Origin of the sequence: Mesorhizobium sp. WSM4311 (assembly GCF_002295115.1) — a bacterium.
Lineage (GTDB): Bacteria > Pseudomonadota > Alphaproteobacteria > Rhizobiales > Rhizobiaceae > Mesorhizobium.
On sequence record NZ_NSFV01000007.1, the window covers coordinates 100,196 to 121,258 of the forward strand.

General features: G+C 63.1%; 23 protein-coding genes. 8 read left to right on the forward strand and 15 right to left on the reverse strand.

Annotated elements, in window-relative coordinates; all coding sequences use genetic code 11:
- Window positions 1-63 precede the first annotated feature (63 nt).
- From petA to CK226_RS19620, 6 genes are all read left to right on the forward strand, one after another.
- Window positions 64-624 (forward strand): ubiquinol-cytochrome c reductase iron-sulfur subunit, encoded by a 561-nt coding sequence (gene petA, locus CK226_RS19595; RefSeq protein WP_095792787.1) that lies wholly within the window; start codon window positions 64-66, stop codon window positions 622-624.
- Window positions 625-640: 16 nt separating this feature from the next.
- Window positions 641-1,942 (forward strand): cytochrome b N-terminal domain-containing protein, encoded by a 1,302-nt coding sequence (locus tag CK226_RS19600; RefSeq protein WP_095773524.1) that lies wholly within the window; start codon window positions 641-643, stop codon window positions 1,940-1,942.
- A 27-nt stretch (window positions 1,943-1,969) separates the two neighbouring features.
- Window positions 1,970-2,827 carry a cytochrome c1 gene (locus tag CK226_RS19605; RefSeq protein ID WP_095773525.1) on the forward strand — a complete coding sequence of 286 codons (858 nt, stop codon included), beginning with the start codon at window positions 1,970-1,972 and terminating at the stop codon, window positions 2,825-2,827.
- Between the two features lie 128 nt (window positions 2,828-2,955).
- Window positions 2,956-3,651, forward strand: a complete 696-nt coding sequence (locus tag CK226_RS19610) for a phosphatase PAP2 family protein (protein ID WP_095773526.1) — start codon at window positions 2,956-2,958, stop codon at window positions 3,649-3,651.
- Window positions 3,652-3,824: 173 nt separating this feature from the next.
- The gene (locus CK226_RS19615; protein WP_179301085.1) at window positions 3,825-4,970 is read left to right on the forward strand and encodes an alpha-hydroxy acid oxidase; all 1,146 of its coding nucleotides are present in this window, start codon (window positions 3,825-3,827) and stop codon (window positions 4,968-4,970) included.
- Window positions 4,971-5,137: 167 nt separating this feature from the next.
- A complete protein-coding gene (locus CK226_RS19620; protein ID WP_095792974.1) occupies window positions 5,138-5,683 on the forward strand; it encodes an adenine phosphoribosyltransferase in 546 nt (181 codons plus the stop codon).
- A 169-nt stretch (window positions 5,684-5,852) separates the two neighbouring features.
- Here CK226_RS19620 and CK226_RS19625 read toward each other — a convergent pair whose 3' ends face one another.
- The 9 genes from CK226_RS19625 to CK226_RS19665 all read right to left on the reverse strand — a co-directional run bounded on the left by CK226_RS19625 (window position 5,853) and on the right by CK226_RS19665 (window position 12,747).
- On the reverse strand, window positions 5,853-6,323 hold the full coding sequence (locus CK226_RS19625) for a MaoC family dehydratase (RefSeq protein ID WP_095792789.1): 471 nt from the start codon (window positions 6,321-6,323) through the stop codon (window positions 5,853-5,855).
- Window positions 6,320-6,790 (reverse strand): MaoC family dehydratase, encoded by a 471-nt coding sequence (locus CK226_RS19630; RefSeq protein WP_095792790.1) that lies wholly within the window; start codon window positions 6,788-6,790, stop codon window positions 6,320-6,322. The genes CK226_RS19625 and CK226_RS19630 overlap by 4 nt, the downstream gene beginning before the upstream one ends.
- 114 nt (window positions 6,791-6,904) lie before the next feature.
- Complete coding sequence (corA, locus tag CK226_RS19635; RefSeq protein ID WP_095773530.1) at window positions 6,905-7,879, reverse strand: magnesium/cobalt transporter CorA; 975 nt, start codon at window positions 7,877-7,879, stop codon at window positions 6,905-6,907.
- 151 nt (window positions 7,880-8,030) lie between these two features.
- Window positions 8,031-8,162: a hypothetical protein gene (locus CK226_RS35575; protein ID WP_280951030.1), complete on the reverse strand. Its 132-nt coding sequence runs from the start codon at window positions 8,160-8,162 to the stop codon at window positions 8,031-8,033.
- A gap of 27 nt (window positions 8,163-8,189) precedes the next feature.
- Entirely contained in the window at window positions 8,190-9,293 is a 1,104-nt protein-coding gene (gene ychF, locus CK226_RS19645; protein WP_095789060.1) for a redox-regulated ATPase YchF, read from the reverse strand.
- A 95-nt stretch (window positions 9,294-9,388) separates the two neighbouring features.
- Entirely contained in the window at window positions 9,389-10,111 is a 723-nt protein-coding gene (gene pth, locus CK226_RS19650) for an aminoacyl-tRNA hydrolase (RefSeq protein WP_095792791.1), read from the reverse strand.
- 23 nt (window positions 10,112-10,134) lie between these two features.
- Window positions 10,135-10,776, reverse strand: a complete 642-nt coding sequence (locus tag CK226_RS19655; protein WP_095773532.1) for a 50S ribosomal protein L25/general stress protein Ctc — start codon at window positions 10,774-10,776, stop codon at window positions 10,135-10,137.
- 317 nt (window positions 10,777-11,093) lie between these two features.
- Complete coding sequence (locus CK226_RS19660) at window positions 11,094-12,008, reverse strand: hypothetical protein (protein WP_095792792.1); 915 nt, start codon at window positions 12,006-12,008, stop codon at window positions 11,094-11,096.
- Between the two features lie 310 nt (window positions 12,009-12,318).
- Window positions 12,319-12,747 carry a MarR family transcriptional regulator gene (locus CK226_RS19665; protein ID WP_095792793.1) on the reverse strand — a complete coding sequence of 143 codons (429 nt, stop codon included), beginning with the start codon at window positions 12,745-12,747 and terminating at the stop codon, window positions 12,319-12,321.
- 149 nt (window positions 12,748-12,896) lie between these two features.
- Here CK226_RS19665 and CK226_RS19670 point away from each other — a divergent pair, with 149 nt between their 5' ends.
- Entirely contained in the window at window positions 12,897-13,754 is an 858-nt protein-coding gene (locus CK226_RS19670) for an alpha/beta hydrolase (RefSeq protein ID WP_095792794.1), read from the forward strand.
- A 71-nt stretch (window positions 13,755-13,825) separates the two neighbouring features.
- On the opposite strand, the gene CK226_RS19675 is transcribed toward CK226_RS19670, so the two are convergent.
- A complete protein-coding gene (locus CK226_RS19675; RefSeq protein ID WP_179295989.1) occupies window positions 13,826-15,067 on the reverse strand; it encodes an MFS transporter in 1,242 nt (413 codons plus the stop codon).
- A 151-nt stretch (window positions 15,068-15,218) separates the two neighbouring features.
- On the opposite strand from CK226_RS19675, the gene CK226_RS19680 reads away from it, so the two are divergent.
- Window positions 15,219-16,097: a helix-turn-helix transcriptional regulator gene (locus tag CK226_RS19680; protein WP_095773536.1), complete on the forward strand. Its 879-nt coding sequence runs from the start codon at window positions 15,219-15,221 to the stop codon at window positions 16,095-16,097.
- A 26-nt stretch (window positions 16,098-16,123) separates the two neighbouring features.
- Here CK226_RS19680 and CK226_RS19685 read toward each other — a convergent pair whose 3' ends face one another.
- From CK226_RS19685 to pgeF, 5 genes are all read right to left on the reverse strand, one after another.
- On the reverse strand, window positions 16,124-17,101 hold the full coding sequence (locus CK226_RS19685) for a tripartite tricarboxylate transporter substrate binding protein (RefSeq protein ID WP_095773537.1): 978 nt from the start codon (window positions 17,099-17,101) through the stop codon (window positions 16,124-16,126).
- A 144-nt stretch (window positions 17,102-17,245) separates the two neighbouring features.
- A complete protein-coding gene (locus CK226_RS19690; RefSeq protein ID WP_010911102.1) occupies window positions 17,246-18,181 on the reverse strand; it encodes a ribose-phosphate pyrophosphokinase in 936 nt (311 codons plus the stop codon).
- A 168-nt stretch (window positions 18,182-18,349) separates the two neighbouring features.
- Window positions 18,350-18,979 (reverse strand): hypothetical protein, encoded by a 630-nt coding sequence (locus CK226_RS19695; RefSeq protein ID WP_095792795.1) that lies wholly within the window; start codon window positions 18,977-18,979, stop codon window positions 18,350-18,352.
- Window positions 18,980-19,022: 43 nt separating this feature from the next.
- Window positions 19,023-20,174: a Xaa-Pro peptidase family protein gene (locus CK226_RS19700; RefSeq protein WP_095792796.1), complete on the reverse strand. Its 1,152-nt coding sequence runs from the start codon at window positions 20,172-20,174 to the stop codon at window positions 19,023-19,025.
- The gene (gene pgeF / locus CK226_RS19705; protein WP_095773540.1) at window positions 20,174-20,968 is read right to left on the reverse strand and encodes a peptidoglycan editing factor PgeF; all 795 of its coding nucleotides are present in this window, start codon (window positions 20,966-20,968) and stop codon (window positions 20,174-20,176) included. Before pgeF ends, CK226_RS19700 begins: the two co-directional genes overlap by 1 nt.
- Between the last annotated feature and the right edge of the window lie 95 nt (window positions 20,969-21,063).

Consider the following 21,063-nt stretch of genomic DNA (forward strand, 5'->3'; position numbering starts at 1 on the left):
CGTGATTGAGCGGGGAACAAGGCTCGGCCACCGGCGCGGAAGAGGCGAAAGGATCAGGCACCCGTGAGCGCAACCGACATCCACGATCCCAATCGTCGAGATTTTCTTTATGTCGCCACGGGCATGGCTGCCGTGGTCGGAGCCGGCGCCGTCGCCTGGCCTTTCATCGACCAGATGCGCCCCGATGCCTCGACGCTGGCGCTCGCCTCGGTGGAAGTCGATGTCACCTCGCTGACGCCTGGCATGTCGCTGATCGTCAAGTGGCGCGGCAAGCCGGTCGTGGTGCGCAACCGCACCGAAAAGGAAATGAAGGACGGCGAGGCCGTCAACCTCTCCGATCTCAAGGATCCGATCGCCCGCAACGCCAATCTGCCGGCCGATGCGCCGGCGACCGACGCCAACCGCACCACGCCCGGCAAGGAAGCCTGGATGGTGATGGTTCAGGTCTGCACGCATCTGGGCTGCATCCCGCTCGGCCAGGAAGGCGATTTCGGCGGCTGGTTCTGCCCGTGCCATGGTTCGCAATACGACACCGCCGGCCGCATCCGCAAAGGCCCGGCACCGGAAAACATGGCTGTGCCGGTATTCAAATTCATTTCCGATACCAAGATCCTTATCGGTTGAGGCAGGGGATATTTCGATGAGCGAGGGACACTCGACCTATACGCCCAAAACCGGTCTCGGACGCTGGTTCGACGCCCGCATGCCGCTGCCCCGGCTGGTCTATGACAGCTTCGTCGCCTATCCGGTGCCGCGCAACCTCAACTATGCCTGGACCTTCGGCGGCATCCTGTCGATCATGCTGGCGGCGCAGATCCTGACCGGCATCGTGCTGGCCATGCACTACACGGCCGACACCAATCTCGCCTTCGGCTCCGTCGAAAAGATCATGCGCGACGTCAATTCCGGCTGGCTGTTGCGCTACCTGCATGCCAACGGCGCCTCGTTCTTCTTCGTCGCCGTCTACATCCATATCTTCCGTGGCCTCTATTACGGCTCCTACAAGGCGCCGCGCGAGCTGCTGTGGATCCTGGGCTGCATCATCTATCTGCTGATGATGGCGACCGGCTTCATGGGCTATGTGCTGCCATGGGGGCAGATGAGCTTCTGGGGCGCCACCGTCATCACCGGCTTCTTCAGCGCCATTCCGCTGGTCGGCGACTGGATCCAGCAGCTGCTGCTCGGCGGCTTTGCCGTCGACAATCCGACGCTGAACCGCTTCTTCGCGCTGCACTACCTCTTGCCGTTCATGATTGCCGGCGTCGTCGTGCTGCACGTCTGGGCACTGCATGTCGTGGGCCAGTCGAACCCGACCGGCATCGAGGTCAAGTCGAAGACCGATACCGTGGCCTTCACGCCCTACGCGACCATCAAGGACGCATTCGGCATGATCGTGTTCCTGTTCGTCTTCGCCTATTTCGTCTTCTACCTGCCGAACTATCTCGGCCATCCTGACAATTACACGGTCGCCAACCCGCTGAAGACCCCGGCCCATATCGTTCCGGAATGGTACTTCCTGCCGTTCTACGCGATCCTGCGCGCCATCACTTTCAACATCGGGCCGATCAATTCCAAGCTCGGCGGCGTGCTGTGCATGTTCGGCGCCATCGTCATGCTGTTCCTGGTGCCCTGGCTCGACACTTCCAAGGTGCGCTCGGCGGTCTACCGGCCCTGGTACAAGCTGTTCTTCTGGCTGTTCGTGGCCGATGCCATCCTGCTCGGCTGGCTGGGCTCGCAGCCGGCGGAAGGCAGCTATGTCTTCATGGCGCAGATGGCGACGCTTTTCTACTTCGCCTTCTTCCTGGTCGCGCTGCCGGTGCTTGGCCTGATCGAGACGCCGCGCAGGCTGCCGAACTCGATCACCGAGGCGGTGCTCGAAAAGAACAAGGGTGGCAGCGGGCATCCGGCGGGCGCCACGGCCGCGCCAGAGACCAAGGGCTGAGCGGTAGAGAATCTAAGGGGATTTGGCATGAAAAAGATTCTCACCTCGCTGGCGCTGGTCGGCCTTGTGGCCGCCGGCACCGCAGCGTTCGCGGCCGAAGAGGCGCACAACGCCGCGGCACCCACGCATTTCCCCATCGACGAGCCGAAGGAAATGAGCTGGAGCTTCACCGGCCCGTTCGGCACCTATGACAAGGCGCAGCTGCAGCGCGGCCTGAAGGTCTACAAGGAAGTCTGCTCGGCCTGCCATTCGATGAACCTGGTGGCGTTCCGCACGCTGTCGGACCTCGGCTACAACGAAGCCCAGGTCAAGACGCTGGCCGCCGGATACACCATCCATGACGGCCCCAACGACGCCGGCGACATGTTCGACCGTCCCGGCAAGCCGTCCGACCATTTCCCGGCGCCGTTCGCCAATGAGGAAGCCGCGGCTGCCTCCAATGGTGGCGCTGCCCCGCCCGACATGTCGCTGCTGGCCAAGGCGCGCGGCGTCGAGCGCGGCTTTCCGCAGTTCGTCTTCGATATCTTCACCCAGTATGACGCGGGCGGCCCCGACTATATCCATTCGCTGCTGACCGGCTACGACCAGACGCCGCCGGCCGGAATGGTCATTCCCGAGGGCACGCACTACAACCCGTACTTCATGTCTGGCGTGTCGCTGAAGATGCCCAAGCCGCTCTCCGACGGCCAGGTGACCTATGATGACGGTTCGCCGCAGACAGTCGACCAGTATGCCCGCGACGTATCGGCCTTCCTGACGTGGGCCGCCGAGCCGCACATGGAAGACCGCAAGAAGATGGGCTTCCGCGTGCTGGTGTTCCTGCTGCTCTTCGGCGCGCTGGTCTACCTGACCAAGCGCAAGGTGTGGGAAGGCGTGGCCCACTAAGCCGGCGTAGCCAACGACCAAGAAAGGCGCCGAAAGGCGCCTTTCTTGCATGTCCGGCGACAGGCTGTGTCACATGACCGTCACCGCCAACAGCGATCCTGCGCCATTCGCACAAAAGGATCGCACCCATGAAGAAATACGCATCGCTGACAGCCGGTCTGCTGTTGCTGGTTATCGGCTCTGCCGCCCGGGCCGAAGACGCAAAACCCTTCGTCACGTACAAGGACATCGACCTGACGATGATCCTGCCGCCGCCACCGGCAAACGATTCGGCGCAGACCAAGGCCGAACTTGGCGAGGTGCTGACGCTGCAGGTGACACGCACGCCCGAGATGGTGGCCAGCGCCGTTGCCGACTCCGAGGAGAATGTCTGGCGCTTTGCCAATGTGATGGGGCCGAATTTCAACAAGGACAAGCTGCCGAAATTCAGCGCCTTCTTCGATCGCGTGGTCGAGACCGAAGGCGCTGTCGTCGATCCGGCCAAGGATGTCTGGAAGCGCCCGCGTCCGCATCAGCTCAGCGACCTCGTCAAGCCTGTGGTCAAGTTGTCGAGCTCCGGCTCCTGGCCATCCGGCCACGCCACCGTCGGAACCATGATGGGCATCATCCTGGCCGACATGGTTCCGGAGAAGCGCGCCGAGATCATGGCGCGGGCGGCCGAATACGCCCACAACCGTGAGGTTGGCGGTATCCACTATGCGTCCGACGTCGAGATGGGCAGGATTTCCGGCAGCGTCATTGCCGCTGTCCTGCTCAACCGGGACGACTTCAAGGCCGAATACGAAGTGGCCAGGGCAGAGCTTCGTTCCGATCTCGGCATGTAAATTCCGTCAGCAGTCGGCTTCGACGCGAGGGGCGCTCCAGGCGCCCCTTTTCTGTTCACGGCCATGCTCGGCGCGAGTTCCGCAATTAGCCCGTTGGCAGGGCTGCATCGGATTGATATTCGAGGCATAGAAGGGCGGCGAATGCTGGCCTGCCATGGGCCTGGGAATCGATGATGCGGCTTCGTGACTGTCACAACTTTTCCGATTTCCGCCGCATGGCGCAGCGAAGGCTGCCCGGGCCGATCTTCGACTACATCGATGGCGCGGCCGACGACGAGGTCACCTATCGCCGCAACACCGAAAGCTTCGAGACCTGCGACCTCGTTCCCAACGTGCTGCGCGGGGTGAGCGAGATCGACATGTCGGTGACGGTGATGGGGCAGAAGCTGGCGATGCCGTTCTATTGCTCGCCGACCGCCCTGCAGCGGTTGTTCCATCATCAGGGCGAGCGCGCGGTGGCCAAGGCCGCCGCCAAATACGGCACCATGTTCGGTGTCTCTTCGCTTGGCACGGTCAGCCTCGAGGAGGCGCGCGGGATCAGTGCCAGTCCGCAGGTCTACCAGTTCTACTTCCACCGGGATCGCGGCCTCAACCGGGCGATGATGCAGCGGGCGAAGCAAGTTGGCGTCGAGGTGATGATGCTGACCGTCGACAGCATCACCGGGGGAAACCGCGAGCGCGACAAGCGCACCGGCTTTGCCATTCCCTTCAAGCTCAACCTCGCGGGGATGGCGCAGTTCGCGCTCAAGCCGGCCTGGGCGATCAATTATTTCACCCATGAGGGGTTCAAGCTGCCGCAGCTCGACGAACATGTCGACATGGGCGGCGGCACGATGTCGATCAGCCGCTATTTCACCGAAATGCTCGACCCGTCGATGACCTGGGACGATGTCGCCGAGATGGTCAGGCAGTGGTCGGGCCCGTTCTGCCTCAAGGGCGTCATGTCGGTCGAGGACGCCAAACGCGCCGTCGAGATCGGCTGCAGCGGCATTGTGCTTTCCAATCATGGCGGCCGGCAGCTGGACGGCTCGCGGGCGGCATTCGACCAGTTGGCCGAGATCGTCGATGCCGTCGGCGACCGGATCGACGTCATCATGGATGGCGGCGTAGAGCGCGGCACGCATGTGCTGAAGGCGCTGTCGCTCGGCGCCAAGGCCGTCGGCATCGGCCGTTACTATCTGTTTCCGCTGGCGGCGGCCGGCCAGCTGGGTGTCGAACGGGCGCTTGAACAGATGAGGGTCGAGATCGAACGCGGCATGAAGCTGATGGGCTGCAGTTCGATCGGACAATTGTCGCGCGAGAACCTGCGCTTCCGGTGACCAGCAGAGCATCGGCGCGGACGGTCACTGCGCCTGGCCAGGCCAATCCTTTGCCGGACGCGCTTGTCTCGGCCGCCACATCGCGCTAGCCGTTGTCGGTCGCGTCGGGCTACGATCAGCCTCCCGCGCGTTCCAAACCTGTCAGCTGGATCATCCGGAGCCGCCTCATGAAACCTTCGCTCGAAGACACGCTGCTGGCGGCGATCCGCACCATCCCGGATTATCCCAAGCCCGGCATCCTGTTTCGCGACATCACCACGCTGCTTGGCAATGCGCGCGCTTTCCGCCGCGCCATCGACGAACTGGTGCATCCCTATGCCGGCCAGAAGGTCGACAAGATCGCCGGCATCGAGGCACGCGGCTTCATCCTGGGCGGGGCCGTCGCCCACCAGCTTTCGGCCGGCTTCGTGCCGATCCGCAAGAAGGGCAAGCTGCCTTTCGAGACGGTGCGCGTCGCCTACAGCCTGGAATACGGGCTGGACGAAATGGAAATGCACAAGGACGGCATTTCCCCAGGCGAAAAGGTGATCCTGGTCGACGACCTGATCGCCACCGGCGGCACGGCGGAAGCGGCGGTCAAGCTGCTGCGCCAGATCGGCGCCGATATTCTTGCCGCCTGCTTCGTCATCGACCTGCCCGATCTCGGCGGCCGCGCCAAGCTCGAGGCGCTTGGCGTGCCGGTAAGGACGCTGATCGGGTTGGAGGGACATTGAGAGGCGGTTCTTCCTTCTCCCCTTGTGGGAGAAGGTGTTGCCGAAGGCGACGGATGAGGGTGTTCCAGGGAACGCCAACGCCTCACTCCGCTGGAACACCCCTCAACCGTCTCGGCGCTGTGCGCCGATCCACCTTCTCCCACAAGGGGAGAAGGAAGGGGCGTTGCGGCTACTCTACCTTCACCAGCACGGCGCTTTCAAACTCCAGCACCTTGTCGCCGGTCGAATCGAAAGCTTCCGCGCGCAGCGACAGCATTCGCCAGCCGGGGCGCGAGGCGATGGCGCGATGGGACAGCGCGGTGCGGCTGAAGGTGACGGTCTCGCCGGCATGGACCGGCTTCAGCCACTTGAGGTTCTTGAAGCCGGGCGAGGGGCCGAATTCCGGGGCCGGGCCGGGGCCCCTCCAACTGGCCCCCTCGGCATCCATGCTCGCTTCGAGGTTGAGCTTCATCCAGGTGGCGGCGGTGTGCCAGCCGGAGGCGCAAAGCCCGCCGAGCACGCTCTTCATGGCGGCCTCCTCGTCGATATGGAAGATCTGCGGGTCATATTTGCGGGCGAACGCCTTGATCGCCTCGGGCTCGAATGTGTGCGAGCCCAGCGTCATCGTGGTGCCGATGCGGAAGAATTCATCCAGGGTCATGCCTGATACCCCGCGGCATCGCGCGTCAGGAACATGACGGAATTCTCAAGCTCGAAGACGCTTTCGCCGCGCTGGTTGACCAGTTCGCTGCGCATGGTGATGAAGCCGAGTTGCGGCTTCGATCGCGACAGGCGTTTGGCCAGGACAACCAAATTGCCTCTGAGCGTATCGCCGGCCAGGACCGGCTTCTTCCATTTGACCTGGTCGACGCCGGGCGCGCCCTGGCAGGTGGAGTCCAAAAGGAAGGCATCGCACAGCATGCGCATGAACATGGCGCAGGTGTGCCAGCCCGAGGCCGAGAGGCCGCCGAGGATGCTGGCCTTGCCGGCTTCCTCGTCGAGATGCATCGGCTGGGCATCGAATTCACTGGCGAACTCGATGATCTCGGCCGCGCTCACCTGTTTCGTGCCGAGGTCGAACGAGGCGCCCTCGACGAAATCCTCATAGGCCCATGTCTTTGCGCTCATGTCGGCAATCCGGTCAAATCCCAAGGATCGGGCAACCCGGATGCAGGCCGGCAGCGATTTGGTCAAGTCCTTTCTGGTGAGCCAGCCTGAGGCAGCCGGCGCCGGCGGCAGCGGTCAGAGCCAGCCGCGGCGGCGGAAATACCAGAAGGGCAGGATCGCCGACAGGATCATCATGCCGATGGCGAAGGGATAGCCAAACTCCCATTTCAGCTCGGGAATGACGTCGAAGTTCATGCCGTAGATCGAGGCGACCAGTGTCGGCGGCAGGAAGATGACGGCGGCGACCGAGAAGATCTTGATGATGGCGTTCTGCTCGATCGAGATCATGCCGAGCGTGGCGTCGAGCAGGAAGGAGATCTTCTGCGACAGGAAGGTGGCGTGGTCGGCGAGCGACAGCACATCGCGCGACAAGGTCTTGATGCGGGCGCGGACATCCTTGCTCATCTTGGTCTGGGTCGCGACATGGGCGAGGAAGCCGGCAAGGCGCTGCAGCGAGATCAGGCTGTCGCGCACGGACGAAGCGATATCTTCCTTGCGGCCGATGGCTTTCAAGAGCTCCTGGAAGTCGCGGTTGCGCTTCGACACCTTGGTCGAGCGCGCTTGGAAAATGTCGCGTGAAATCGTCTCGATATCGCGGCCGGCGCGTTCGAGGATGTCGGCCAGACGGTCGACGATCGCTTCCAGGAGGCCGATCAGGATGGTGTCGCCGCTGGTGCAGCCGGTCGCCACCTTCTCGGCGCGCAGCGGGAAGGTCTTGAAGGCCTTGGGTTCATGATAGCGAATGGTGATCAGCCTGTTGCCGGCGAGCGCGAAGGTGACGGGCGACATCAGGGGATCGTCGACCTCGGTCTGGGCAGGCAAAGTGGCGGTCATGAAGTAGGCGCCATCCTCTATGTAGAGGCGGCTGGAAATCTCGATCTCCTCCATCTCCTCGCGGGTAGGGACGGCGACGCCGAGCCAGTTCTCGATGGTGGCCTCTTCTTCCTTGGTCGGACTGATCAGGTCGGCCCAGACGACCCTGTCGCCATCGGCCAGCAGGTCGTCGACGACGCGCAGGCGATCATTGTCCACGACAAATGCCTTGATCATCGCCAGATCTCCCCTGCGAAGGTTCGTTCGGATTGCGCGTCGTGTCGGATTGCACGGCTCTTCGTCGCGTGCGCGACCGTGTGCCAGCCGCTTAGACCCGTGCCATGACAAAATCAAGACAAGCGTCGGGAGCCGGGCCGGGATCGACCGCTCAGAAGAACTCGTCGAGCAGCCGATACCAGGAAAGCTTCGCCGGCTCGGTTTCCGGCGGCCCGTACCGTTCGAGAAAAGGCTCTATCCAGCTCGAGCCGAGATTGTAGCGGATGCTCCGGCCGGCGAGCACCAGATCCTGGTGACGACCCGCCAGGCGTCAGGTATTGAACTTGAACAGCATGATGTCGCCGTCCTGGACGACATATTCCTTGCCTTCGTCTCGCGCCTTGCCGGCTTCCTTGGCCGCCACTTCGCCGCCCAGCGTGATGAAGTCGTTATAGGCGATGGTCTGGGCGCGAATGAAGCCGCGTTCGAAGTCGGTGTGGATGACGCCGGCGGCCTGCGGGGCCTTGTCGCCCTTGTGGATGGTCCAGGCGCGCGTCTCCTTCGGCCCGACGGTGAAATAGGTGATGAGATGCAAAAGCTCATAACCGGCGCGGATGACCTTGTTGAGGCCGGGCTCGTCGAGGCCGAGCGAGGACAGGAATTCCATCTCTTCCTCGTCGGAGAGCTGGGCGACTTCGGCCTCGATCGCGGCCGAGATCACCACCGTGCCGGCGCCCTGCGCGGCAGCCATCTTTTCCACGGCCCTGGTGTGCTCGTTGCCGGTCGCGGCATCGGCCTCCGCGACATTGCAGACATAGAGCACGGGGTGCGAGGTCAGCAGGTTCAGGCCCTGCAGGATGCGCAAATCTTCCGCCGAGATGCCCTTGAGCAATATGCGGGTCGGCTTGCCGGCCTGCAGCAGCTCGAGCGCTGCCTCCATCATCGGCAGCACGGTCGTTGCTTCCTTGTCCTTGCTGCCGGCGCGCTTACGGATCTGGACGATGCGGCGCTCGAGGCTGTCGAGGTCGGCGAGCATCAGCTCGGTCTCGACCGTCTCGGCGTCGGCGACAGGGTCGATGCGGCCCTCGACATGGGTGATGTCGTCATCCTCGAAGCAGCGCAGCACATGCACGATGGCGTCGACCTCGCGGATGTTGGCGAGGAACTGGTTGCCCAGCCCTTCGCCCTTCGAGGCGCCGCGCACCAGGCCGGCAATGTCGACGAAGGAGATGCGGGTCGGGATGATCTCCTTGGACTTGCCGATAGCCGCGATCTTCTGCAGGCGCGGGTCGGGCACCGCCACCTCGCCGGTGTTCGGTTCGATGGTGCAGAACGGATAGTTGGCGGCCTGCGCCGCCGCCGTTCTGGTCAGCGCGTTGAAGAGCGTCGACTTGCCGACGTTGGGCAAGCCAACGATGCCGCATTTGAAACCCATTTTGTCCAGTCCTATCGGAAAAGCGAAATTTGATGAGGGCTATGGGCGATAGGGGTGATCAACGTCAAGCCCCGTAAGGCCGCATGCCTACGCGCTCAGTCCTTGTTGCCGAAGAGTTTCTTCAGCATGGCAGCCATCGGGCCGGTCTCCGGCAGTTTGGCGGGTGCTTGTTGCGACCGCGCCTGGCGGATGTGGCTTTGTTGTTTGGGCTGCTGCTTCTGCACCGGCTTTTCCAGCTCGGCTATCGCCTTGCCCTGGATGGCGAGGGCGGCCTTGTTCATGAAGCCGGATTCGTCGCCCTTGACGATCATGGCGGCGTTGTCGGCGATCGCCTCGAGCAAGGGATCGAGCCATTCGCGGTCGGCCTTGGCGAAATCGCCGAGCACATGGTGCTGGACCATTTCCTTGACGCCGGGATGGCCGACGCCGATGCGCACGCGACGATAGGTGTTGCCGACATGGCCGTCGATCGAGCGGATGCCGTTGTGGCCGCCGGCGCCGCCGCCGGTCTTGATGCGCAGCTTGCCTTCGGCAAGGTCGATCTCGTCATAGAAGACAGTGAGCGCGGAAAGCTCGAGCTTGTAGAAGCGCAGCGCCTCGCCGACCGACTGGCCGGACAGGTTCATGAAGGTCTGCGGCTTGATCAGGATGATCTTTTCGCCGGCAATCGTGCCCTCGGCGATCAGGCCCTGGAATTTCTTCGACCAGGGCGAAAAGGAATGGCGGCGGGCAATTGCGTCCGCCGCCATGAAGCCGACATTGTGCCGGTTATCTGCGTATTTCGCGCCCGGATTGCCGAGGCCTGCAAAGACAAGCATCGTCTGCTCCGGGCGGGAAAGAGTTACTTCTCTTCGGCGACAGGTGCCGCTTCAGGTGCAGCCACCTCGGCCGTCTCTTCGACCTCCGGCTTCATCGCCGACGAACCGGCAATGGTCGCGATGGTGAAGTCGCGGTCGGAGATGACCGGCTTGACGCCGGCCGGCAGCTTCACCGCCGAGATGTGGATCGAGTCGCCGATGTTGGTGCCGGTGAGATCGATGGTGATGAATTCCGGGATGGCATTGGCCGGGCAGTGGAACTCGACTTCGTGACGCACGATGTTGAGCACGCCGCCGCGCTTGATGCCGGGAGACTTGTCCTCATTGATGAAGTGGACAGGCACGTCGACATTGACTTCGGTGTCCTTGCCGATGCGCAGGAAGTCGACATGGACAGGGAAATCCTTGACCGGGTCGAGCTGGAAGTCCTTGGGCAGGACCTGGATCTTCTTGCCGTCGACATCGATCGTGGCGACCGTGGTCAGGAACCCGCCGCCGTGGATCTTGTAGTAGATGTCCTTGTAGGTGAGAGCGATCGCCAGGGGAGGCTGCTTGTCACCATAGATTACTGCAGGCACTTTACCGTTGCGGCGAACTGCACGGGCGGACCCCTTACCGACCTGTTCGCGCGCTTCGGCCTTGAGCTCGTAAGTATCGTGGCTCATGGCTTTTCCTTTCGCGTGTTATGGAGCGTTTGCGGAGGGCAGATTGCCCAAGCCGAAAACGTCGAAAGCCGCCAGACCTCGATGTCCGAATGAGGGCGTCCGCTTTGAGACGGAGCTTTGTTCGGGATCACAAGGGAAGGCAGCCTTCCGCCGCGTTGCCTCCAAGGGTGTCTACGCGGGTGGCGGCTCTATAGCGGAAGGTGGCGAGAGGCGCAAGCGGTCGGGCTGGAAGGCATGAAGGGCAGATCGAGGACCGATCTTCGTCTGACAGTCCGCCAGCATTTGCCGTGTCTGCGGTGGGCAACCAGCGATGGCAGTCATCTTTGCCGCGGCATATGTTTAGACAACCAGCGGCGAAGCTTTTGGATCAAAGTGCGTTTGACTCGCGCTCGGGAGCTGATTTGCACGCGCCAGTCCGGAATATCAATCTCGGATTCCGAGCTCGCCGCACGGACCTTTTGCGCCAACCATGTCATGTCAACAAGCGCGCATCCATTGGCCAGCAACCGGTTGGTGAGCATCAGCTCATTGAGAATAGCCCGCGCCTTGCTTTCGAAAAACGGCAGCGTTTCAGGTGTGAGATCGAACCTTGAATGCCAGATTACCTCTTCGCCGTCGCCGTCGCCGGTGAGCCAATGCAGCAAAAACTGCTGATATGCTTGCGAGATCGGTGCGTCTTCACGGAAGGGCTGTCGAGGGTTGCCGCTAAAAATCGGCGCGTCCCTGCCGACGCTTACCAGGGATCCCAGGCTGCTGAGTTGCCGCGGGGTCATCAGGATGAACGAGCTGCGGAGCCAAGCCTGCGAACCGATTCCGAAAATCGAGAAAGCCTCACGGCGAGAATCAATGCAACCCAGCGCTCCCTGAAAACCAAGCAACGACCGCAACGAGCCACCATCGATCAATTTGAGATGGTCAGATGCGGATGCCGCGAAAGCCGAAGTGGCCAGGTGGACCAGATCATAGTGATGAAGTTTGGCGCCGGTATGGTTGATGCCGCGGTCCCACGCGGAGAATTCCCAATCTTCGTTCGACGCGCCGATCAGCTCGACGCCGCGGTCCAAATCAGAGCCATGACCGACCGGCAGCGAATTGTCGATCACGAGCATGCGATGCGCAACGTCCGGCATCTGGCGAGCGAACATAGCTCGCAAGTCCTGCCACGCGGTCGGATACTTCTCGGTCCCGTGACGCACCAGAAGGGTCAGAACACGAAGCGGCTGGGCGTGCATGGCGAATCCAGAAAAAGCGCAGAGAACGCAAGCAAGTCTTGGGAATTTCTCCACTGCCGGAGGTCATGACGAAGCCATTTATCCTGGGGCTGCTGACACCCATTCATCTCATCTTCGCCGCGGCATTCTCTACAGCAGAATCGAGAGCCCTATAGCAGAATCGAGAGCCTGTGGGTCAATTCCCCGTAACTCCTCATGCTCGAAATTTCGTTTCGTGCCAGCCTGGGCACGAGAGGCGAACCAAGGAGCATTTCGATGCCGTGCGAGCGCAGTTCAAGCCGCGCCGAGGCACTCAAGCTTCAGCCGGTGGCTACCGAACGCCGCTCAACGCATCGCGCAGCGCCTGGATTTGCCGGTTCAGCGCATCGAGCTCCGCCAGCGTCATGCCCGAGCGCTCGATCAAGGTCTCGTTGAGGCAGGTGCATTGGACGAGCAGCGCGCGCCCGGCCGATGTCAGGTCGATCTGGACCTGGCGCTCGTCCGCCTGGCTGCGCTGGCGGGTGACCAACCCGGCCTGTTCCATGCGCTTTACCAGGGGGGTGACGGTGCTCGATTCCAAAGCAAGCCGATGAGCGACCCTGCCGACCGACATGCCGTCGGCCTCGCCCAGCGCGTTGAGCACGAGATATTGCGGATAGGTGATCCCCATCTCGTCCAGCATCGGCTTGTAAGTGCGGTTGATCGCCATCGAGGTGGCGTAGAGCGTGAAGCAGAGCTGATTGTCCAAAGGGAGTGGCACGACGCGTTCCTTGTTTGCCGACGTAGGAATTCAATACCACGAAAAATGATATCGCGATACATATTTCTATGGACAAGGCTTTAGGGTTGCGCTAGCGATATAAATGTCGCGATATTGTTTATCGTGAAAAACAATTAAAGGAGATTGAGATGGCCTCGCAGACGAAATCCGGTTCCGGCAGCGGCACGATCACCACCAAGGACGGCACGCAGATTTTCTACAAGGACTGGGGAACCGGTCAGCCCGTCGTCTTCCATCATGGCTGGCCGTTGAGCAGCGACGACTGGGACGCACAGATGCTGTTCTTCCTGGCACAAGGCTACCGCGTCATCGCCCATGACCGGCGTGGCCATGGCCGCTCGGGGCAGACGGACACCGGCAACGAGATGGACACCTACGCCGCCGATGTCGCTGAACTCGCCGCGCATCTCGGCCTCAAGAACGCTATCCATGTCGGCCATTCGACCGGAGGCGGCGAGGTGGCGCGCTATGTCGCGAAGTACGGCTCAGGTGGCCGCGTCGCCAAGGCGGTGCTGATCGGCGCGGTGCCGCCGATCATGCTCAAGACGGCGGCCAATCCCGGCGGCTTGCCGATCGAGGTCTTTGACGGTTTCCGCTCCGGCGTCGCAGCCAACCGCGCCCAGCTTTACCGGGATGTCCCGGCCGGCCCGTTCTATGGCTTCAACCGTCCGGACGCGGCAGTGTCGGAGGGCGTCATCGACAATTGGTGGCGCCAGGGCATGATGGGCGGCACCAAGGCGCATTACGATTGCATCAAGGCTTTCTCGGAAACCGACTTCACAGAGGATCTGAAGGCGATCGACGTGCCGGTGCTTGTCATGCATGGCGATGACGACCAGATCGTCCCGATCGCCGACTCAGCGCTGCTGTCGATCAAACTGCTCAAGAAGGGCGAGCTCAAGGTCTACAAGGGTTTCCCGCACGGCATGGCGACAACCCACGCCGATGTCATCAACGCCGACCTGCTGGCCTTCTTCAAGGCCTGAGTTCTCTAAGAAAAAAGGGGCACCCGCCATTTGGCGGGTGCCTTTCCGTATCCGTTCGGGGGCAGCCGAAGCTAGGCTGCTGCCAGCGCCTTCCGGGCTTCCTTCATGTTGGGCAGGAACACCGTCAGCAGGCCCAGGAACGGCAGATACGAGCAGATCTGGAAGACGAAATCGATGCCTTTCATGTCGGCGACGACGCCGAGCACGGCCGCCGCGATGCCGCCCATGCCGAAGGCGAAGCCGAAGAAGATGCCGGCGATCATGCCGACGCGGCCCGGCACCAGTTCCTGGGCGAAGACGACAATGTTGGAGAAGGCCGACGACAGGATGAGGCCGATCAGCACGGTGAGCACCATCGTCCATTCCAGATTGGCGTAGGGCAGCGCCAGCGTGAAGGGCAGCACGCCGACGATCGAGAACCAGATCATCGCCTTCTGTCCGTAGCGATCGCCGAACGGGCCGCCGAGCAGGATGCCCAGCGCCGAGGCGCCGAGGAACAGGAACAGCATCACCTGGCTCATCTGCACCGACACCCCGAACTTATGGATCGAGTAGAAGGTGTAGTAGCTTGCAAGGCTGGCGATGTAGGCGTTCTTGCTCAGCACCAGCAGCGTCAGCACGATCAATGCCCACATCACCTTGCGGCGCGGGAAGGGCGAGACGAAGCTTGCCGCCTTGCGGGTGCCTTGCGCGGCGCGCAGGCGGCTGTACCAGCCGCCGACCTGCCACAAAACGACGATGCCGATCAGCGAGCCGACGGCGAACCAGGCGATGCTGGTCTGGCCGAACGGCACGACGATGAAGGCGGCCAGCAGCGGCCCCATCGACTGGCCGAAATTGCCGCCGACCTGGAACAGCGACTGCGCCAGGCCAAACCGGCCGCCCGAAGCGAAACGCGCGATGCGCGAGGATTCGGGATGAAAGATCGCCGAGCCGATGCCGATCAACGAGGCGCCAATCAGCAGCAGATAATAATGCCCGGCATAGGCCAGCACGACCAGGCCGATCAGCGACGAGGCCATGCCGTAGGGCAGGGAATAGGGCATCGGCCGCTTGTCGGTGATCATGCCGATCACCGGCTGCAGCAAGGATGCCGTCACCTGGAAGGTGAAGGTCAGCAGGCCGATCTGCCAGAAATCGAGGCCGTAATTCTGTTTCAGAAGCGGATAAATGGCCGATAGCAGCGACTGCATGATGTCGTTGATGCAATGGCAGAAGCTCACCGCCAGGATGACGGTGAAGGCCGTCGCCTGGGCTGAGGCGTGACTGGCGGTCGCTGGTGACGCGACGCTGGCGGCTGTCGTATCGGTCAAGGCAGGCTCCGTGGTCTTTTTGGCGGGCACGCCCGCGGGCAATCTGGCGGACGCTCCCGCGGCCGCCTCAGGGACGGTTGCCTTATAAGCCGCTTGCCGCGCGATTTCTTTCGTGGTTTGGTCCAATAGTTTCGCAAGTGGGCCATACAAGATGCCGCATGGCAGGGAAATCTTCCGCGCCGGCAATGCCGATCTCGGGCAGTTGCACCAGAGCCGCTGGCAATGGCTGGAGGAGGTCGCCGGGCCGGCGGTGGCGTTGCCGACCGAATATCCCGACGGCTACCACGTGCCGCAACACCGCCACAGGCGCAGCCAGTTGCTGCACGCGCTGGTCGGCGTCGTCCTGGTGACGACGCGGCATGGGCGCTGGATGGTGCCGCCAGACCACGCGATGTGGATTCCGGCCGGCATCGAGCATTCCGTCGAGATGCTGGGCGATGTCTCGATGCGCTCGGTCTATGTCATGCCGGGCGCGATCCCGGGGCTGCCGGAGGGCTTGCGTGTCGTCGGCGTCACCGCGTTGATGCACAGCCTGATCGTGGAATCGGAGAAGCTGCCGCAAGGCGGCGAGTTGGAAGGACGCGGCGGGTTGATCATGAAGCTATTGCTGCATGAGATTCCGACCTTGCCGGAACGGCCGCTCGGCCTGCCATTCCCGTCCGATGCGAGGCTGGCGGCGCTGTGCCGCCGCTTCGTCGCCGCACCGTCGCCGCATGCGACGATCGACGAATGGGCTGACGCCGCCGGCATGAGCCGGCGCTCCTTCACGCGCGCCTTCCAGCGCCAGACCGGCCTGTCGCTGTCGACATGGCGCCAGCAGGCCTGCCTGTTCGCGGCGCTGCCGCGGCTCGCCGATGGCGAGCCGATCACCCGGGTGGCGCTCGATCTCGGCTATGACAGCGTGCCGGCCTTCATCACCATGTTCAAGCGCATGCTGGGCTCGTCGCCGCGCGGCTATATGCGCGGCGCGCGAGACAACAGCGAAGGCATGCGGCGAGCCCCGCCTCGCCTTGAGGCCCCGGCGCCATAGTAAGCAATGCCGGAGCGCATTAACGCCTAGTCCATCTGAACGCCGCTCGCCTTGACGATCGGCTCCCATTTGGCGAGTTCAGCCTTCACATGCGTTGCCAGCTCTTCCGGAGTGGAGGCTACGATCGAGGCGCTGAATTGGCCCATGCGCGCAATCACATCGGGGTCCTGCAGCGCCTTGGCTGCTGCCTTATGGAGAACCTCGATCACGTCCGCGGGGGTGCCCGCGGGCGCGAACAGGGCGTTCCAGCTGTAGGTTTCATAGCCAGGAATGGTTTCGGCAATTGCCGGGACGTCGGGGAAGGAGGGAACGCGCTCCTTGGTGGTGACGCCCAGGGCTCGCAGCGTCCCGCCCTTGATATGCCCCGATGAAGACGGCAGGTTGTCGAACATCATCGGCACCTGGTTGGCGATGACATCGTTCAGGGCCGGCCCGGCGCCCTTATAGGGTATGTGCTGCATGCTCACGCCGGCCATCGTCTTGAAAAGCTCGCCCGAGAGATGCAGCGGGGTGCCGTTACCCGATGAGGCGTAGGCGTATTTGTCCGGGTCCTTCTTCAACAGGTCGATCAGTTCCTTGACGTTCTGGGCAGGAAATTGAGGGTTCACGACCAGGACGTTCGGCACCAGCACAAGCAGCGATATCGGAGCAAAATCCTTCTCCGCATCGTAGGGCTTGGTCTTGAGGATGAGCGGGTTGAGCGCGTGTGTCGCAACCGTGCCCATCAGAATCGTGTAGCCGTCAGGATCGGCCCGGGCGACCTGGGCCGCGCCGATGCTGCCGCCGGCCCCGCCGACATTCTCGACGACAATCTGCTGCCCGAGGTTTTCGGACATCTTGTTGGCGACGAGGCGGGCGACCAGGTCCGTGGAGCCGCCCGCGGAAAAGGGAACAACCATCGTGATGGTCCGGTCCGGAAAATCGGCCGCCCAAGCCATTGGCGCCGAAAAGAGGGCCGCGACAGAAACGGCAAGCCCAAGCAAAGTCCTTCGCCGGATTGGCATATGCTACTCCTCCATTGTCTACGGGGGCAGTATGCCACGGCAGGCGCGTCAGGAGAAATTTCTGCTCGCGGGGCGGCGCAGACAAGGGGCCGACAATAGGAGGCGTCCGCTCTACCTGGCCGACGTTTCGTCGATCGCGGGGGGTTAGTCGAACAGGCTCGACACCGATTCCTCGGTCGCCGTGCGCGAGATCGCCTCGCCCATCAGGTCGGCGATCGAGATGACGCGGATATTGGGGGCGTCGAGCACGCCTTGCGTCGGCTGGATGGAATCGGTGATCACCAACTCCTGCAGCTTCGAGCCGCTGATGCGGGCGACAGCGCCGCCCGACAGCACGCCATGGGTGATATAGGCCGTGACGCTGGTGGCGCCGTTGGCCAGGAGTGCATCGGCGGCATTGCACAGCGTGCCGCCGGAATCGACGATGTCGTCGATCAGTAGGCAATCCTTGCCGGCGACCGCGCCGATGATGTTCATGACTTCCGATTCGCCCGGGCGCTCACGGCGCTTGTCGACGATGGCGAGCTGCGCGTCGAAGCGCTTGGCCAGCGCACGTGCCCGCACGACGCCGCCAATGTCGGGCGACACCACCACGACATTGCCGAGCTGCTTGTATTTCGCCTTCACGTCGCGGGCCATCACCGGCACGGAAAACAGGTTGTCGGTCGGGATGTCGAAGAAGCCCTGGATCTGGCCGGCATGCAGGTCGAGCGTCAGAACGCGGTCGACACCGGCGCGGGTGATCATGTTGGCGACCAGCTTGGCCGAGATCGGCGTGCGGCCCGACGCCCGGCGGTCCTGCCTGGCATAGCCGAAATAAGGAATCACCGCCGTGATGCGCTTGGCCGAGGAGCGCATGAAGGCGTCGATCATGATGAGCAGCTCCATCAAATGATCGTTGGTCGGGAACGAGGTCGACTGCAGGATGAAGACATCCTCGCCGCGCACGTTTTCCTGAATTTCGACGAAGATTTCCTGGTCGGCGAAGCGCCTGACAGTGGCCTTGCCCAGCGGGATGTTGAGATAGCGGGCGACCGCTTCGGCCAGCACCCTGTTGGAATTGCCCGCGAAGAGTTTCATGCACCGTTCCTGGTGGAGGATGGGAAGGCCTGACAGACTCTCCCGGACCTTTTAATCGGGCTTTTAGCGGCCCGCGCTGGTATTGCAAGCGCCGAGATCGGGAATCCGCCGGCTAAGCTGAAGAAAGGTTCGTGCCATCGCCGAGAGGCAACACTCAAGCATGCCCTGCTAGCCAGCCTTGCCACCCAGGAATGCCGCGAACTGGTCGATGGTCTGGTCGGCGATCGACTGCATGGTGGCCGGCGAGACGCCCTTCCAGCTGTCGGCGCCGGCGCCGGCGCCGGAAGGCGCCTTCATCTGGCCGTTGATGCGGTGCAGGCGGTTGCCTGAGGGGTCGTAGACGTCCCAGACATAGATGACGGTGGTGTCCTTGCCCTCCGAAATCGCCGAGAAATAACCCTTCAGCACATGGGTCGCGGTCTGGTCGGCGCTGCCGGCGAGCGTAATGCCACGCTGCCTGGCGCGCGTCTGCAGTTCCGCCGTCAGCGGGGTCGCGGCCTCGACCGAAGCGCCGACGATCGGCGCGATCTGCAGCCGGGTCTTCGACAGGATGGCAGCACTTTGCGCCGAGGTGAGCGGCGTGGTGGTGGTTGCAGCAGCGCTCGTGGTGGCGGCAGGCGCGGTGGGTGACGTCGCGGCAACGGTGGCCGTCGTGCCACCCTGGGCTCCCGGCACGGGCTGCGCCGAGGCGGCCGGCGGGGTGATGGCGGATGGTTCGAGAACGTCCTTTGCGTTGGTGCAGGCAGCCAGAGCCAATGCCACAAGCAATGACACGGTCGTCACATGCGATCGTCTCATTTGCCTTCTAACTCCTTGGCGAAGAACGCCTCCCATTATGGATTCACTGTACGATCAAGTCGAGATCATGGCGGGAAAGCGGCTTCGGCTGGGATTCGGTGGTCAGGTAGGTGCGGCCAAGCGTCATTGCCGTCTCGGTCTCGGAATCCATGATGATCATGTGGGCGAACAGCGTCATGTGTGGCGCGATCGGCTCGGGATTGCCCTGGTAGAACATAGGCATGTCCATCCAGGACGGCGTGAAGCGGGCGCCGACGGAATAGCCGCAGGCGTTCAGCCGGTGCTTGGTCAGGCCGTGCGCCTCCATGGTGCGGGCGTGGGCGTCGAAGACGTCGCCGAACGTATTGGCCGGCGTCATCGCCTTTTCCACCGAGAGAAGGGCGGCACGCGCGGCATCGAACAGCTCCTGATGGCGCTTCGACACCTTGCCGGTCAGCACGGTGCGCATCATCGGCGCGTGATAGTGATGGAAGACACCGGCCCATTCGAGCGTCAGCTGGTCGTTCTTGGTGAGCTTGCGGCGGCCGGCCTTGTAGCGGCACAGCAGCGCATCGACGCCCGAACCGATGATGAATTCGTTGGCCGGATAGTCGCCGCCGCCGGCAAAGACCGCGCCCTGCATGGCGGCCAGGATCAGCGCCTCGTCGCCGCCCTGCTTGATCAGCGGCAGTGCCGCGTCCAGCGCGTCGTCGGAGAGGTTGGCGGCCTTCTCGGCCTTGGCGATCTCGGCCGGGCTCTTGAACAGGCGCAGCCGGCCGACAATGCCGGACGCGTCGGCGATCTGGCCGAAGGTCTGCAACTGCTCGTCCAGCCGGCGGCCATTATAGGCGGTCAGGCCATGGGTGTCGTATTCGACCCCAATGCGGGCGCCAAGCAGGTCGAGGTCGTTGAGCAGATTGCGCAGGTCGACCGCCGGGTTGGCGCCGTTGCGGTCGGTCCACAGCACGATGTTGTCGATGATCGAGGTGTGGCGCGCCTGGCGAAGGTCGGCCGAGCGGGTCAAAAGCACCATCGAGCCGTCGGCCTTCACCACCAGGCATTGGAAGAAGCAGAAGCCGAAGGTGTCGTAGCCGGTCAGCCAGTACATGCTTTCCTGCGCGAATAGCAGGATGGCGTCGAGCTTCTTCTCGGCCATCTCGATCATCAGCCGGTCGCGCCGCGCGTCAAATTCCGATCGTTCAAAATGCAGCGCCATTATTCACTCTCCAAAACGATGGCCGAAACCTGCCGGCCGTAATCGGGTTCCTTGCGGTGCGTGGTGCGCCGGTAGGAGTAGAACAAATCTTCCTCGCCATAGGTGCAGCGCCCGAGGCCCTCGGCGGTCACGCCGGCCCTGATGAGCCGGTCGACCGTGTAGCGGTTGAGGTCGAACATGGCATGGCCTGATGTGGCGGAGGGCGCGAAATAGCCGATGTTCTGCGCGTCGGCCTCGACGAAGCGGGCAACGAATTCCGGCCCGACTTCATAATTGGCGGGGCCGATCGAGGGGCCGAGCACGGCGACGATGTTTTCGCGCCGGGCGCCCAGGCTTTCCATGGCGGCAACGGTGTTCTCCAGCACGCCCGTAAAGGCACCTTTCCAGCCGGCATGCGCCGCGCCGATGATGCGCGCGCCGGAATCGGCAAACAGCACCGGGCCACAGTCGGCGGTCGAGGCGCCGATGGCGATGCCCGGGCGGTCGGTGACGATGGCATCGGCCTTGGGCCGTTCGCCGGCAAAGGGTTCCCTGGCGACGATGACGTCGGGCGAATGGACCTGCCAGGCGGTCAGCAGATGGTTCGCCGGCACGCCCATCCAGGCGGCGACACGGGCGCGATTCTCGGCCACCAGGGCCTTGTCGTCATCCGACCCGGTGCCGATGTTGAGGCCCTGATAGATGCCCGTCGAGACGCCGCCCATCCGGGTGAAATAGCCATGGCGGATGCCTTGTGCCTGCGCCTTGTCCAGCAGCGGCGACCGAACGGGATCCGGTTTGGTCTGATTCAGCATGCGGGCGTTGTTGTCCGTGTGGGCGGTTTCGTCAAGAAAAAGTCCGGAAGCGAGGTGGCCGGCTGTTCTGCCGCTCTTCTACCGGACGGGAGATT

What these genes read in the sequence shown, in the direction of transcription:
- CK226_RS19600 (WP_095773524.1), top strand. Translation starts at nt 641, where the DNA reads ATGAGCGAGGGACACTCGACCTATACGCCCAAAACCGGTCTCGGACGC.
- CK226_RS19605 (WP_095773525.1), top strand. Translation starts at nt 1,970, where the DNA reads ATGAAAAAGATTCTCACCTCGCTGGCGCTGGTCGGCCTTGTGGCCGCC.
- CK226_RS19610 (WP_095773526.1), top strand. Translation starts at nt 2,956, where the DNA reads ATGAAGAAATACGCATCGCTGACAGCCGGTCTGCTGTTGCTGGTTATC.
- CK226_RS19615 (WP_179301085.1), top strand. Translation starts at nt 3,825, where the DNA reads ATGCGGCTTCGTGACTGTCACAACTTTTCCGATTTCCGCCGCATGGCG.
- CK226_RS19620 (WP_095792974.1), top strand. Translation starts at nt 5,138, where the DNA reads ATGAAACCTTCGCTCGAAGACACGCTGCTGGCGGCGATCCGCACCATC.
- CK226_RS19625 (WP_095792789.1), bottom strand. Translation starts at nt 6,323, where the DNA reads ATGACCCTGGATGAATTCTTCCGCATCGGCACCACGATGACGCTGGGC.
- CK226_RS19630 (WP_095792790.1), bottom strand. Translation starts at nt 6,790, where the DNA reads ATGAGCGCAAAGACATGGGCCTATGAGGATTTCGTCGAGGGCGCCTCG.
- corA (WP_095773530.1), bottom strand. Translation starts at nt 7,879, where the DNA reads ATGATCAAGGCATTTGTCGTGGACAATGATCGCCTGCGCGTCGTCGAC.
- ychF (WP_095789060.1), bottom strand. Translation starts at nt 9,293, where the DNA reads ATGGGTTTCAAATGCGGCATCGTTGGCTTGCCCAACGTCGGCAAGTCG.
- pth (WP_095792791.1), bottom strand. Translation starts at nt 10,111, where the DNA reads ATGCTTGTCTTTGCAGGCCTCGGCAATCCGGGCGCGAAATACGCAGAT.
- CK226_RS19655 (WP_095773532.1), bottom strand. Translation starts at nt 10,776, where the DNA reads ATGAGCCACGATACTTACGAGCTCAAGGCCGAAGCGCGCGAACAGGTC.
- CK226_RS19660 (WP_095792792.1), bottom strand. Translation starts at nt 12,008, where the DNA reads ATGCACGCCCAGCCGCTTCGTGTTCTGACCCTTCTGGTGCGTCACGGG.
- CK226_RS19670 (WP_095792794.1), top strand. Translation starts at nt 12,897, where the DNA reads ATGGCCTCGCAGACGAAATCCGGTTCCGGCAGCGGCACGATCACCACC.
- CK226_RS19680 (WP_095773536.1), top strand. Translation starts at nt 15,219, where the DNA reads ATGCCGCATGGCAGGGAAATCTTCCGCGCCGGCAATGCCGATCTCGGG.
- CK226_RS19685 (WP_095773537.1), bottom strand. Translation starts at nt 17,101, where the DNA reads ATGCCAATCCGGCGAAGGACTTTGCTTGGGCTTGCCGTTTCTGTCGCG.
- CK226_RS19690 (WP_010911102.1), bottom strand. Translation starts at nt 18,181, where the DNA reads ATGAAACTCTTCGCGGGCAATTCCAACAGGGTGCTGGCCGAAGCGGTC.
- CK226_RS19695 (WP_095792795.1), bottom strand. Translation starts at nt 18,979, where the DNA reads ATGAGACGATCGCATGTGACGACCGTGTCATTGCTTGTGGCATTGGCT.
- CK226_RS19700 (WP_095792796.1), bottom strand. Translation starts at nt 20,174, where the DNA reads ATGGCGCTGCATTTTGAACGATCGGAATTTGACGCGCGGCGCGACCGG.
- pgeF (WP_095773540.1), bottom strand. Translation starts at nt 20,968, where the DNA reads ATGCTGAATCAGACCAAACCGGATCCCGTTCGGTCGCCGCTGCTGGAC.